The sequence below is a fragment of the Pseudomonas sp. 2024-210 genome, from assembly GCF_045062345.1.
Taxonomy (GTDB): Bacteria; Pseudomonadota; Gammaproteobacteria; order Pseudomonadales; family Pseudomonadaceae; genus Aquipseudomonas.
Map to the genome: position 1 here is coordinate 1 of NZ_JBJGEJ010000030.1, position 12,768 is coordinate 12,768.

Genomic DNA, 12,768 nt, shown 5'->3' on the forward strand with positions numbered 1-12,768 from the left:
GCTTCATTCTTGAAGGCTTGGGAGTGACGGGTACGGTTCTGTTTCATCGGGGTAGCGGTTCTTGCCATGGTTCACCTCGTTGCAGTTTATCGCTTAACGGGGTGTCCACTCGTGCTGGGCAAGATCAAAGCATCCGACAGCGGCAGATATGGCCCGAGCCAACAATCTGTAAGTAGTTCGAATAACGCCGCTTATGTTCAAAAGGCCCCCACATTTGAGAGAGTGCTGGGGGCCTTTTTTTCTGGGCACGGAAACCACACCCCTCCTACACTGGTACGCCAGACCCCACCTCTGTGGTTTTACGCACTGTGGGCCACTGACTCGGATAAGGACGCCACCGCCATGCCGTTACCCGTCACGCCCTATTATGAGCGCCGTCTGCGCGACCTGCGCACGCTATCCCCTGCGGCTGCCGCACTGGCCGAGCGCATCGCCTTGGACCTGCAGCCGCAAATGCTGGCCACCTCGACCGAGACGTTGGAGGCGCAGTTACTGGATCACCTGCAGGAAGTGGCTGAGCAACAGACGCGTTGTGTGACTCGACTCTGGGACTGGTTAAACGCCGTGGTCAGCGCCGGAGCGCTGACGCCACCACAGGCGGCAGCGTTTGCCTGTGAAGCCGCGACCTTGGGTGGCCCGTCTGGTGTGGTACCAAAATGATTGGCGACGGGATTCACGAAGACGCGTTGCAGCACCTGGTGCAACAGAACGCGGTACGGGAGTTTGTGGTGAGCCGCGATGCCGGGCGGGAAAAGTGGATGTTTTCGGTGCGCCTCGGCGGGCCACACTCCCGACTGATTCCGGTGCGTTCACGGCGTGAGGTGATACGGACGTGGGCCAGCCTGACGGCGGTGGGCCGCTTTGCCGAAGGGCTAGGCGTGCTTGGCTTTGCGGTCGAACTTTGACGTGCTGAAGGCGCTCGATTAGGCGATGTAAAGCCTATGAGGCCTAGGCTTAGTTCATTTTTTCTGCTGTAAGAAAAAAAAGATTCTGCTCCGTAAATCCCTTATGGCACTTGGCCTGTAGAGGTTCTAGGACAAATTTAAGGCGTTTCGTCGCACCCAGTGATAAACAACTGGCTGAAATAACGGGTTCTCAAGCCGTATAATGCGCGTATCCAAAAAACCTAAATATTATCCTTTAGGTGGTAAGCAAAATTTCCGATGGATTCTGCCTACGGTTTTTAATTATCAATGCTGTGACGCGTCACAGATGCAAAATTGCGGGCAAAAAAAAACCGCCTTAGTGGGGCGGTTTTTTGGTGCAGTCCCGGCTAGTGAACCGTTTCTGCATACTCACAGGGAGCATTGACGTGCGCCAAGCGTACTACTGCGCGTAACTACGCGCAATAAATAATGATTATCCGGCGCTGAGCGGTTTGGCCCAGCATTTACGGGGGTATCGCTTGGCTGCGCGTAAATACGCTGTTATGGCGCGCGCGCATCGGCGTAATAAGCGCTGATAGGGACTGGGACAAAATATAGAAAATAACCGGATTTCATGAGGATTCTGGTTACTGTTTTCCGTTAACATCGACCTCGTTCCGCGTTCGTCACCTTTGAAGTGGCCGGGTAAAGCGCGCGAATTTTGGACCTCCCGACACGGATTAGTAACCCGTGCCGGATCTACTCGGGGGGCCATTAGCCCAGCCGCCTCACAGGGAGCATTGACGTGATCCCGAAGACGCACATGTTCCGGTAAGTGCGTTGGAGGTACGGCCCAACTATAGGGGGGCCGTGTATGTCTTATTTTAGACGTGCGTGGGACCTCGTATGGAAAGCGTATCAGGCCTTTCGCCTGTACGAATTCCTGCGAGATCACTTTGACGATCTTGTTTAAGGTCTGAGGGTGGACCGCTTCGGTTTCGACCGAGGCGGTTTTTTTTGCTCGTAGAAAAGGATCAAATGTCGCGGGTGATATATTCCGTGATATGAGGTCTTCAAGTTGCGGATATAAAAAAGTTAGGAATTGCATGGACTTGCCCACTCATTTGCATCGGACTTGACCAGCAGACAGAGTGCCACCGGCAAAAATCGGCCAGACACAATGCTAAAAGCCAGGCCACTGACGCACTGCGCGCTTGTCTGCTTGTCTGCTTGTAGCGGCCAACTAATCCCGGACTCTACGCTAAGTTTTTTCTTGAACTGAACGGGCGTTAGCCCACCATTAATGGCGTCGTCGTTAAATTGCCGACAAAAAAGCCCGCTTAGCGGGCTTTTTGCTGCCTGCTGAACGCCCTAAACCATAGCTCTGGTGCAACATAGTGGTGGGGGCTGGTGTTATTCCGTACCTACTCACCCTCTCTAGAAACAGATCTGCCCTAGGCTGAAATTTCGTGCTCGCCGATCATGTGACACAGGTTATTTCTTATCCACCAGAACCCATTCTGTGCTCAAAGGAGAGAACATACTGTCGCAGGAGTCGCTGATACATTTCAAACCACGATCATCGGCAGCTTGGGCATACACGTAGGTTGCATTGTCGCCGCCCTTCAGACTGAAAATGACTTTGTCGCTTTTCTGCTCAACACTGAATTCCCTTGCAAAGCTCAGGCTCCCATACTGGAATCTGGAGCGGACAGCTGTACTTCCTTTCACCTCTAGAACGACCTCACCAGGCCTGTATCCAACCGCTTCATAACGACCGTCCCAGCTTTTCCCGCATCCTACCAGGGACAAAGCTACTGGAATAAAAACGGCGCCAATTGCCAGTCTCGACTTTACTGCATTCACCACACTGAACACTCTAGGTACTCCTTTTAAAACGTTATCCAATGCCAATGATGTCATTTCGACACTATTAGCTTTCGGCTGTTATTGAGCTCGGAAACGAACACTGCTGCGCGAAATGGATCCAGCCACAGCAGCAGCGGCATCCAGTACAGACGCAGGACTGTTCCATCATTCGCAACGATCACAGACCGCGTCGAAGATGCCGACCAGACCAGCTCCGGACAGAGACAACTGACGAGCATTAACTCATCTAGATCAGCGTTCATCATGGTCTGCCCCCTCCCGATGCTCCAGCCACACCGCCCAGCCCCACAAAACGATGCCCAGCACCGTCAGCGCAACAATGCTCCACAGCGGCAGCCAGCGATGAGAACCGATCCAGAGCCCCAATCCACAACAGAAAAGCGTCATCCACAGCCACTTCATCTCACACCTCAGTTTTCGTTCGAGAGGCAAACGTTAACCGTGGGTCGAGGTGTGTCATCGCGGAACCACAAAATCGTCAGTTCCCCAGGTTGGATCTGAAGGTGCCGCGATGGTCTGCCAAGGGAACGGCAACGCCATTTCGGTGAATCGTGCATGCCGGCTGTGGAAATCTTGGGATTCCCAGTGGGTTTTCCGAGATATCCGAAAGCCTCTGAGTGAAATCTCAGTGGTGGGAGGATGAATGTCAGTGGTTCGCCAAGGTGCCGCTATGAACCGCAGTAGTTTGTCAGTGCCATCCGAAGGCTTTCCCAGGTAGGGCCCAGTGGCCTCAGAAATCCCCCTGACGGGATTTCTGAGGCCACCAAATGGTTTATCAGTGGAATTTGTAGGGCTTTCACAATCATTTTTACCCTCCGTGCGTAAATAAATGTTGCGTTAGTAAATGTAAATCCCCGCTACGTAACGCAATAAATTGCTATTACATAGCGGTGATTTGAGTAATATTTATAAATTAACGCACAAAAGTTCACGCAACCTAATTAAGCTAGCAAAATCCACTGCGCCCTTGTACTCTATGTCTGCCGAAACCGAGCTACCCGGCGCTCTAATGTGACGTCATCGTCACCGAAGAGCATAGGTGGAAGGGGGGCCAATCAACGTAATTCGTTGGTCAGGCCCCCCGCACGTCGAGTGCTGATACGTCATCGTATCGATGGCAATCGACACGGAGAGCCAACCGTAAACGGCATCAGGTCGCGCGAGCCAGACCTTAAACGGCAAGACCGAGACCAGACTCGTAAACTAGGAGGCGTGATCAGTCCCCGCCTGCACACCAGTGCAAAGGGGGGCGAACAGGCACTAGAGATATCGCGCAAGCGGGAGTGTCGCTGAACCGTCGAAGCGGTCAGTTGTTCTTACAGAAGGGAAACAGAAATGGAGCATTTCAACGTCGAAGCGGTTGTCGCCCGGCTCAAAGCGCTGTCCAAGGAACGCCGAAAACCGCGGACCTACGCCCAGCGGCGTTCATTGCTGGATGAACACAAGTACGAGTTATTGACGCTAGATCACGCCGGATGCAACGGCACCCAGCTACAGATCTGGCTTGCTGAAAAGGGAATTACTGTCGAGCGTTCAACGGTAAATCGCTGGCTGCACCGAAACAGGCAGAATGGCTAAGTTCGCTAAACCGGCAAAACAGGCTGCCTCAGTGATGAAGCTACTGCAGGGTGGCCGCATCAAATCGGTTAGCACCGTCCGAAACTATGAATCACGCCTGAAACAGATCACTGTCTATCTCCAAGAGCAGCGCTTAGGCAGTCTGCGGGATATGACGCCTGTCAGCGCCTTGAACTACCTGCGCGATCGCGCAGCGGTCGTAGGCCAGAAGACGCTGGATATGGAGCGGCAAGCCCTCCAGTCGATGATGCAACACGTCACTCATCGACTGGAAGCAGGTAAAACCCTAGAAGTCATCAGAAGCACTGCCCCAAAATCCAAAACTGGGAAGCCAGGACAGCCAACACTCGGAAGGCGGCTAGCAGAGGAATCGAGGCTGTACTCCCGTGATCAGGTTGCACTGATAGTAGCCAGACAGTCACCCCACAATGCTTTGGCCACTGAGATTGCGCATGCCGCTGGCCTACGCGCCCATGAGCTGCTAACCCTGCGTCGCATCCATCACCAAACACCGGATGAGCGCCCGGCACATACTCTGAAGTTTGTTGGTATCCGTGACGAAACTATCAGTTATACCGTTTACGGCAAGGGTGGTCTGACCCGTGAAGTTCGTATTCCCATACCGTTGGCCAAACGCCTGGAAGCGATACGTCTTGTAAAACCCATCAGAGCCACGGATCGAGGCGTTCACTATCAACAGCACTATGGACTCGGTGGTGGTCAGCCCTGGAGCAAGTCCTTTGGTGCTGCCTCCAAAGCAGCTTTGGGTTGGTCAAAAGGGGCGCATGGGCTCAGACACAGCTACGCCCAGGAGCGATTGAGCACAGTGCAACGTTACCTTCCACGCGAAGAAGCCAAGCGCGTAGTGTCCCAAGAGCTTGGGCATTTCAGGCCTGAGATAACTGAGACCTACCTACGTTGACCGGACAAGACCGAGCTTAGGTCATGGCACTGATAACCTGCGCGCGTAGCGTGCAGGCCGCAGACAGCGCCGCGAAGGAGCGAAAGGCCGTTGCACGGGTTTGTAGGTGTGTGCGGTTTTCTCGGCCTACAGTGACTGGAGGGGCGCTATTCGAACGAGTTTGTTCTCGTTTTATGCGGCAGCGTTTTTAAACCTGTTTTTTCTTGTTTTTAATCTTGTTTTTAGCATCGCTGTAGGCCGCGTGTGACAAGGGCTTTGGCGTTTAAGTGACTAAAGATTCCGGGTTAAAAGGCTAAAGATTCCGGGTGACCAGCTAAAGATTCCGGGTTAAAAGACTAAGGATTCCGGCTGTTATCCACAGATTCAGGGAAATTGAGTCGCATTTGGTCGTCATCCCTGAATTTGAATATGAGTCGGCTGATCGCCCGACCCTTTTTCTCTGTCGTCAGCTCAATAAGGAGGCCGCTTTTTTCCCGAAGCTCAGCAATGGCCGGATTGAGCACCTTGAGCTTGAGATTGCTGTAACGCTCATAGGACGGTCCTAGTTCTAGCAGCTCCCGGAAGCCCTCAACGCTGACAGTATAGAACCCCGTGCTTTTGAACTGCTGTAGTAGCTCAAACAGCCTGATTGAGTGGGTAGAGGATAGGTCTGCGATTCGCTTTAGTTCGTATGTCGTGAAGCTTTTGTTTAGGTGAACCAGGTACGGCTGCACGTGGACGGTAAAGTAAAGTTTCGTCTCCCCCCCTCCATCCAGGTAATCCACGCGGTCAACCCAGCGAAAGCGGCTCTTATAGCGACCATCGTACGTTTTGACATCGCGCTCATAAAGAGACGACGTAGCCTCTTTCAATGCCTCATAGGCGTGCTTGAGCGGAATACCGTACTGATCTGAAAAATCAGGAGCAGTAATCGAAATAGGCCGTGGCATTGGCTTGCGTGGGTCAATCTGAGAAATGGCGGCCAACAACAAGCGCTGCTCATTCAGGGACAGCTTGTAAGCAGCTTTCACCAGGTCATTCGACTTGGTGACGTTTTTCTTGGATGACCCAGGTTCCGCCACAGCACGCTTCATAAGACTAAATCCATAAAAAAGCTTAGCTTTATCATAACTAGCTAAATCAAAAAACCACAGTAGCTGTTTAACCCGGAATCTTTAGTCATTTCCCACTGGGAAACCACCAAGCGTCACACAAATACCACTGAAAAACTCATTTACTCTTTTTATCAATTACTCAGGAAGCGCTGCGACATACTCAGTCAGTAGCTCCTTGATCGTTTTGCCTTGCTTGGCCGCATAGATTTTCAGCTTGGTGTGCTGATCGGCTGGAAGCTGAAAGTTAACCCGCTTCATTTCTGCGTCATCAGACAGGCTCGCGAGGGTGGCTGCCTTGTTCCTGGCGCTTGGGCGACCGGCTGTGAGCGCACCTGTGTTTTTACTCATTACTTTGTTACCTCAAATACTCAAAGAAGTTTTTGCTTAATCTCATTCGCTAGGGCGCGAATCTCATTAGCGGCATCGCTTTCCGGTTCTGCTTCAAGAACAGTCGTGCCGGCAGCTGCTGTACCTGGGTAGCTAACGCGCTGCGTAATACGAGATTCCAGGACAGGTAAGCCATAGCCAATCAGAGCTTCAGTGATTTCTGCACCAATTCGAGTGCCCTTAATAGCTCGCGACACCACAAAAGCAGCCTGTAGGCGACCATCGGTGAGTTCGATACGTTGCTTGACCAGCTCAACCAGGTCAGAGGTCGCCCAAATATCGTATGGGCTGGGCTGCACTGGGATCAGTATGAAATCAGCGGCCTTAATAGCCGATACAGCTAGATCTGCCGCCTGGGGTGCGCCGTCGATCACAACAAAATCCTTGCGGGCGACGTTCTTCAAGTCACGATCAATGGTCGGGCGGTCTATGCCTACGACGGTTAGTGGTTGGTCTTCACGCACGGCGGCCCAATCGCGGGCGCTACCCTGAGGGTCTGAATCCACGAGCAGAACATCGGCGCCATCCAGTTGTAGGGCACGTGCCAGATGGGTGGCTATGGTCGTTTTCCCCGACCCGCCTTTCTGGTTCAACACAGCTATAACCTTCATTAGGCACCTAAGCGTAAAAGCGTTAATGATTAAATACTCATTGCATCATAGCAAAAAGATCAAATGAGTAAACGGTAGCGTCACGACTTACAAGCATTTGACGAAGTCTTTTTACTCAGGAACCGAGGCCAGCTAGAACTCGGCGGTGGCCATACAACGTTCGCCGGTAATCAGCTAGTTTATTGGATACCCGGCCCTGCAGGTCGGCCTGCAGCGTTTTCAGATTCGACCCATTTCCAGTATTGGCGCATGGTCCGCTCATGTTCAGATTCCGGTACCAGGTGTTGCCAGCGAAGTTTTTCTTCTTCCTGTTCAGCCGTTCGGATATCGCGCTTGATTTCTACGCCGGCAGCGGCAAACCTCTTGCGCGCCTTGCTCCAGAATCCCACTGCGGTTCCTACTTCGTGCAGAGGCACCAAGGGCACCTGGTGAGTGCACCACAGTCGCCAGGCCACGACGCCGAGAGTCACCCACAATTGTCAGGTCGTAGATGTAGGCCCGATCGTTGAGCGGATTAATCCCGTAGCTGATCTTCCCCGAGTGCTGGCCATCGACCTCGATGCCGGCGTCATACTCGGTCCCTGGAAAAGCGAAACAGCCGCGACAGGCTCCCTCTCGCACCGTCACCAGACGGACATCGGCTGCACGCTCAGTCAGGATTTTGGCTTGGCGCCGATGAAAAAAGTCCCGCATTGGCTCGAAATCGGTCATCTGCCCTTCCTGGTCAAAAAGTGGTGATAACGTATTTTATCGTGAGTTTTAAGATACACGGGAATGATGGTGCTGTGGCCTAGATGGCTGCGCTGAATCTACGAGTTACCAATCAGTTACGTAAAAACCCTCACTGCTAACTGACAGTGAGGCGAGAGTGAGTTGATGCTTGCTTTTATATCGAAATCGATATAAATTACTCGTGCTGGTGTTACAAAGATCTGTGAGCGAGCCATATATCCGGCCGACAGACTACCCAGCAAACCTAAATGACAGGAGAGGCAACTATGTGCCAGCCAACTGAAATCCCAATTTATCGTCGACGAAGTCGACTAAGGAAATCTCATGCAAGATCAAGAGCAGAAACCAATCGTATGGGTCGGTAATAGCAAGGAAGGCCTGCGGGACTTTCCCCTAGTGGCAAGGCAGCGGGCAGGGTATCAGTTGGAAATCCTGCAGGATGGCGATGAGCCTGATGACTGGAAACCAATGAAAACCGTTGGACCGGGTGTACAAGAGATCCGGATAAAGTGTGACGATGGGGCTTTTCGCGTGTTTTATGTGGCCAATCGGCCTGATGCAATCTACGTGTTGCACGCGTTCCGGAAGACCACTCAAAAGACGGAAAAGCGCGATATAGACCTGGCTAAAACCCGGTTTAAATCGCTGGACTGAAGCTAGGGCGCGCCCTCACCGAAAGGTGGGGGCAAGGCGCACCCACTTTCAGCACTACTCAAAAGATGAAAATATTTATGAAACAAAAACGTGAGGAATAACCTAATGGCAAACGAACGCTCTACCTCTGTGTGGGATGCGTTGGTTGATTCGCCAGAAGAAGCCGAGAACCTGCGCCTGCGATCCAAGCTTATGCGAGCTATTACCCGGACCGTAAAAGGGTGGGAGGTTTCGCAAAAAGAAGCGGCTCAGCGGCTGCATGTGACACAGCCGCGTTTGAATGATTTGCTGAAAGGGAAAATCGATAAATTCTCCCTGGACGCACTGGTGAATATGTTGGCCAGCGCCAATTTGGAAATTGATGTAATCGTAAAGAAGAAAGCTGCATAAGATGCAGTGGGATAAAGACGGGCAGCCATTAGGCTGCCCTTTTTTTTCTTTGGTGAACGCTGTGCTAGTGATTTCTAATTTGCCTAGTCGCGGGATACCGCTACGTCTACTCGCTAGATCTGTAGCTATATAGAAGATGCCACTTTTAGATATTGGGTAAACAGCTAGCAGATGTCGTTTTTTGTGGCCGCAAGAGGCTCTGAGAGCGCGCACAAGCGTAAATAATGATTATTTGATAGCACTCATAGAGTTATTTGCCGAAGGCGCCACAATGCTCTTGCGCGGCGTTTGGCGAGCAAGTAAGATGCATGGGCTCTTGGATTACAGGCGCAAAAAAACCCCCTCCCCGTGGCTACTAGGGGATGGTGGTTTAAATTGGTCTTACCGGTTCAAGTACTTTCTCAGGGGACTGAGAACCGAAAGACTTTGTCTACTTAGCAAGGCTAAGCGGAGTGGGATTATAGTCACTCCTCGAAAGGTGTCAAATTTTCACCTTTCTGAAGCTTGGCGTTGCGCTCTTAAGGAACGTAACTATGGTACCTAAAAAGGTATACCCCCCAGCTCCACCTGGACACACTTTAGTGTGCCGACCTTGGAAGACTTTACCATCTGGTGAAGTGGTTTGGGCCTCAACGTATGGCAAGAGGGCCTTCTGTTGGTATGAGAAGGATGCCCCCTAGCCACGAGCATAGCCCCTCATTTTAATGAGGGGCTTTTGCCTGCTCAAGATTGGGAGTCATAGTGAGGTTTACCAGTAACTGAAAGCCCCATCTTTTGCTCTCGCCAACTGATTACGTTGTGCCATCACCAACGTGGAGTAAGTGCAATGCAAATGCATGAAGCGATTGAATTGCTAGAGGCCTTTAACCTGGACAGTGCTAATGACGCTATCCAGGAAGGCTGGAAATTGCTGGCAGTTGTGCCTGGATCTTCTAGTGTGACGTATGTTTTGGGTAAGCCAAGGCCTCGCTCTAGCGGTCTGCTTAGCGCTCCGCGTAACAACTCGCAACGACGGTAAACGACTGCGAAGAACGGCGTTTTCGTTAAAACCAAGGCACAAAAAATCCCGCAGATTGGCGGGATTTTTTTGTGCCTGGAATGGTTGCCAGCGAGATTCAAAATCGAGCCCTACAGCCAATCCGATGGGATTTTATTAAAAATCCACTTTATCAAGCTCAGAACCAGCAGCCTAACCAACCACCATAAAAGTCGTGCGAACATAAAACGCTCCGTTGTGAATGAACCCCCAAGCGATGGTTTGTGGGGCTGAATCGGCGCACTGCCCATTCATACGGTGCGTTTACAGTTTTAGTTTTCGTCCTTTTGTCAGTCGCGTTAGCGCCCCGGAAAGGAACCCGCTGATATGGGTGGTGTGGGTGGTGTGGGTGGTGTGGCTACAATGAGCCATCATCACAACGTAAGGAATTAACGCTATGGCAGTGCAGCAAGGAATAGATGCTTTGATCAAAGAACTGGCCGGCTGCGGAAGGGGCTCACCAGGCTATGTGGCCGTTCTCCAGGGGCTTGGCGAAGTCGGGGGCGCGCAAGTGGTCGATGTGTTGATCAAGGAAATTGCTGCCTGCGGACGCGGCAGCAGCGGCTATGTGGCAGCAGCCATCGCGCTGGGTCGTGCCAGTCGGAATCAGTAACAGTTCGAATAACGCCGCTTATGTTCAAAAGGCCCCCACATTTGAGAGAGTGCTGGGGGCCTTTTTTTCTGGGCACGGAAACCACACCCCTCCTACACTGGTACGCCAGACCCCACCTCTGTGGTTTTACGCACTGTGGGCCACTGACTCGGATAAGGACGCCACCGCCATGCCGTTACCCGTCACGCCCTATTATGAGCGCCGTCTGCGCGACCTGCGCACGCTATCCCCTGCGGCTGCCGCACTGGCCGAGCGCATCGCCTTGGACCTGCAGCCGCAAATGCTGGCCACCTCGACCGAGACGTTGGAGGCGCAGTTACTGGATCACCTGCAGGAAGTGGCTGAGCAACAGACGCGTTGTGTGACTCGACTCTGGGACTGGTTAAACGCCGTGGTCAGCGCCGGAGCGCTGACGCCACCACAGGCGGCAGCGTTTGCCTGTGAAGCCGCGACCTTGGGCGGCCCGTCCGGAGTGGTGCCCGAATGAGCGGCCGTTACGGTAACGGCAGCGACCCGTTAGCCGCGATCAGTACGTCGCCTGAAGTGCTGGCCACACTGCGCCGTCGAATGACTGCCATCGAGCTCGCCGCCGACACCCTGCAGGTGCATCTGGCCAGCGAGCGGGCGCAAGGTTTTGTTGAGATGCTGGAAGAGCTCAAGGTGCTTAAGCCGGCCGACATTGAAAGCCTGTACCTGATCATTGATGACGCCGCTCAGGCGCGCGTCACGGCGTTGCTGCTGTGATCGGGGACGGGATTCACGAAGACGCGCTGCAGCACCTGGTGCAACAGAGCGCGGTCAGGGAGTTTGTCGCCGGCCGTGATACCACCCGTACCAAGTGGACGTTTTCGGTACGCCTCGGCGGGCCGCACTCGCGGCTGATTCCAGTACGGTCGAGGCGGGAGGTGATTCGTACCTGGGCCAGCCTGACGGCGGTGGGTCGCTTTGCCGAAGGGCTCGGCGTGCGAGGCTTTGCGGTGGAACTGTGAAGTTTCGCGCCCGCGAAACTGGCCACGGCTTTTAGTTATCGAGAGCGTCGAGCAAATTTGCCCAAGTAGGGGCTTCCCCTGGCTTCGTGTTGTGAGGCAATGCAGGTTTAGGCTCGGGTTTATGCTCGATCAGCCGAAGTGATTGTTGCAGCTCTTGTATCTCTGCACGCAGCAATCGAACCTCTTCAACCAGCGAGTGTAGGGCTGGGTGTAGGGCGTCAATTTCAGGTGTAGGGGAAGTGTAGGGTGAGGGTGTCGGGTCAAGTGTAGGGCGGTGTAGGGTGATCCCCTGTGGTTCGCCATAAACACGGATCATTTCTGATAGGTCGATAACCTTTTGCCCTTTACCGTCTAGGCCAGCAGTTACGCGGCCTTTAGACACGGCCTCATGCAATGTTGAACGGTGTAAACCGTAGAGTTTTGCCATGCGGCCGATGGTTAATTTTGCCATGTAGGGCAGTGTCGGGTTCTGTCTGTAGGGTGCCCTACAGTCTACTGCTATTTATGAGACTTAACCGACCATTCCCTAACGCGGTCCGGTGGACCTTGTTGGCTACCGTGCTGGTAGGCAGCACAGCTGCCAGACCCACACGGCAGCTTGTGAAAGACACAGGGTTTGCGCTGAGCGAGCAAACGCAATATCTTTGGGTAATAGATACATAGCATTAAAACGAAAAAACCCTGCCAAGGCAGGGTTTCATTCGGGCCAGCGGCGACTGCAATCGCTCTGGCCAAGGTCTCGGGGAATCTCTGCTTTTCGGTGCGGGGAACGAGACCTGGTAAGCCAATTCTGTCGGGAAAACTCCCGTCTGTCCAGCTTCCAGCCTCCCCCGACACCTCTTCCCGACGCTTGGAATCAAGATGCTTTGGGCCCGGGAAGTAATAGCTGCCGATCAAGGGGATCTCTTCACGGCAGCCGGTATAGCCGGTTAGGTGCGACCCGCAAGGGCGAGAAGGCAATGGCAGGGCAGCGTAAAAACCCAACCACGGGCGCTGTCACTGTCCT

At 53.1% G+C, this 12,768-nt stretch carries 18 protein-coding genes; 11 read left to right on the forward strand and 7 right to left on the reverse strand.

All coding sequences use genetic code 11. From position 1 onward, the window contains the following. Window positions 1–342: 342 nt before the first annotated feature. Together ACI7MX_RS22660 and ACI7MX_RS22665 are read left to right on the forward strand one after the other, a co-directional pair. Window positions 343–660, forward strand: coding sequence for a hypothetical protein (locus ACI7MX_RS22660; RefSeq protein ID WP_405592025.1), 318 nt, complete (start codon window positions 343–345; stop codon window positions 658–660). Next, window positions 657–905: a hypothetical protein gene (locus ACI7MX_RS22665; RefSeq protein ID WP_405592022.1), complete on the forward strand. Its 249-nt coding sequence runs from the start codon at window positions 657–659 to the stop codon at window positions 903–905. Before ACI7MX_RS22660 ends, ACI7MX_RS22665 begins: the two co-directional genes overlap by 4 nt. Window positions 906–2,360: 1,455 nt before the next feature. Here ACI7MX_RS22665 and ACI7MX_RS22670 read toward each other — a convergent pair. Further along, window positions 2,361–2,744: a hypothetical protein gene (locus tag ACI7MX_RS22670; protein WP_405592019.1), complete on the reverse strand. Its 384-nt coding sequence runs from the start codon at window positions 2,742–2,744 to the stop codon at window positions 2,361–2,363. 243 nt (window positions 2,745–2,987) lie between these two features. After that, window positions 2,988–3,158, reverse strand: coding sequence for a hypothetical protein (locus tag ACI7MX_RS22675; RefSeq protein WP_405592016.1), 171 nt, complete (start codon window positions 3,156–3,158; stop codon window positions 2,988–2,990). 933 nt (window positions 3,159–4,091) lie between these two features. On the opposite strand from ACI7MX_RS22675, the gene ACI7MX_RS22680 reads away from it, so the two are divergent. Both ACI7MX_RS22680 and ACI7MX_RS22685 read left to right on the forward strand, forming a co-directional pair. Beyond that, window positions 4,092–4,334: a hypothetical protein gene (locus ACI7MX_RS22680; protein WP_405592013.1), complete on the forward strand. Its 243-nt coding sequence runs from the start codon at window positions 4,092–4,094 to the stop codon at window positions 4,332–4,334. After that, window positions 4,327–5,256: a site-specific integrase gene (locus tag ACI7MX_RS22685; protein ID WP_405592011.1), complete on the forward strand. Its 930-nt coding sequence runs from the start codon at window positions 4,327–4,329 to the stop codon at window positions 5,254–5,256. Before ACI7MX_RS22680 ends, ACI7MX_RS22685 begins: the two co-directional genes overlap by 8 nt. 335 nt (window positions 5,257–5,591) lie before the next feature. On the opposite strand, the gene ACI7MX_RS22690 is transcribed toward ACI7MX_RS22685, so the two are convergent. From ACI7MX_RS22690 to ACI7MX_RS22705, 4 genes are all read right to left on the reverse strand, one after another. After that, window positions 5,592–6,329 carry a replication initiation protein gene (locus ACI7MX_RS22690; RefSeq protein ID WP_317757985.1) on the reverse strand — a complete coding sequence of 246 codons (738 nt, stop codon included), beginning with the start codon at window positions 6,327–6,329 and terminating at the stop codon, window positions 5,592–5,594. Between the two features lie 156 nt (window positions 6,330–6,485). Beyond that, window positions 6,486–6,698: a chromosome partitioning protein ParB gene (locus ACI7MX_RS22695; RefSeq protein ID WP_213936113.1), complete on the reverse strand. Its 213-nt coding sequence runs from the start codon at window positions 6,696–6,698 to the stop codon at window positions 6,486–6,488. A 20-nt stretch (window positions 6,699–6,718) separates the two neighbouring features. Further along, window positions 6,719–7,348, reverse strand: a complete 630-nt coding sequence (gene parA / locus ACI7MX_RS22700) for a ParA family partition ATPase (RefSeq protein ID WP_153387325.1) — start codon at window positions 7,346–7,348, stop codon at window positions 6,719–6,721. 179 nt (window positions 7,349–7,527) lie between these two features. Continuing rightward, window positions 7,528–7,764, reverse strand: a complete 237-nt coding sequence (locus tag ACI7MX_RS22705) for a hypothetical protein (RefSeq protein WP_405592006.1) — start codon at window positions 7,762–7,764, stop codon at window positions 7,528–7,530. A gap of 16 nt (window positions 7,765–7,780) precedes the next feature. Here ACI7MX_RS22705 and ACI7MX_RS22710 point away from each other — a divergent pair, with 16 nt between their 5' ends. From ACI7MX_RS22710 to ACI7MX_RS22740, 7 genes are all read left to right on the forward strand, one after another. Continuing rightward, entirely contained in the window at window positions 7,781–8,086 is a 306-nt protein-coding gene (locus ACI7MX_RS22710) for a hypothetical protein (RefSeq protein ID WP_405592003.1), read from the forward strand. A gap of 318 nt (window positions 8,087–8,404) precedes the next feature. Next, complete coding sequence (locus ACI7MX_RS22715) at window positions 8,405–8,734, forward strand: type II toxin-antitoxin system RelE/ParE family toxin (RefSeq protein WP_405592000.1); 330 nt, start codon at window positions 8,405–8,407, stop codon at window positions 8,732–8,734. Window positions 8,735–8,839: 105 nt separating this feature from the next. Then, window positions 8,840–9,124, forward strand: coding sequence for a helix-turn-helix domain-containing protein (locus ACI7MX_RS22720; protein WP_405591997.1), 285 nt, complete (start codon window positions 8,840–8,842; stop codon window positions 9,122–9,124). A 1,433-nt stretch (window positions 9,125–10,557) separates the two neighbouring features. After that, window positions 10,558–10,773 (forward strand): hypothetical protein, encoded by a 216-nt coding sequence (locus ACI7MX_RS22725; RefSeq protein WP_405591994.1) that lies wholly within the window; start codon window positions 10,558–10,560, stop codon window positions 10,771–10,773. Window positions 10,774–10,942: 169 nt separating this feature from the next. Then, the gene (locus ACI7MX_RS22730) at window positions 10,943–11,260 is read left to right on the forward strand and encodes a hypothetical protein (RefSeq protein WP_073510850.1); all 318 of its coding nucleotides are present in this window, start codon (window positions 10,943–10,945) and stop codon (window positions 11,258–11,260) included. Beyond that, window positions 11,257–11,517 (forward strand): hypothetical protein, encoded by a 261-nt coding sequence (locus ACI7MX_RS22735; RefSeq protein WP_010657466.1) that lies wholly within the window; start codon window positions 11,257–11,259, stop codon window positions 11,515–11,517. The genes ACI7MX_RS22730 and ACI7MX_RS22735 overlap by 4 nt, the downstream gene beginning before the upstream one ends. Continuing rightward, a complete protein-coding gene (locus ACI7MX_RS22740) occupies window positions 11,514–11,762 on the forward strand; it encodes a hypothetical protein (RefSeq protein WP_010657465.1) in 249 nt (82 codons plus the stop codon). The genes ACI7MX_RS22735 and ACI7MX_RS22740 overlap by 4 nt, the downstream gene beginning before the upstream one ends. Before the next feature lie 31 nt (window positions 11,763–11,793). Here ACI7MX_RS22740 and ACI7MX_RS22745 read toward each other — a convergent pair whose 3' ends face one another. Next, a complete protein-coding gene (locus tag ACI7MX_RS22745; protein ID WP_073515003.1) occupies window positions 11,794–12,213 on the reverse strand; it encodes a hypothetical protein in 420 nt (139 codons plus the stop codon). Between the last annotated feature and the right edge of the window lie 555 nt (window positions 12,214–12,768).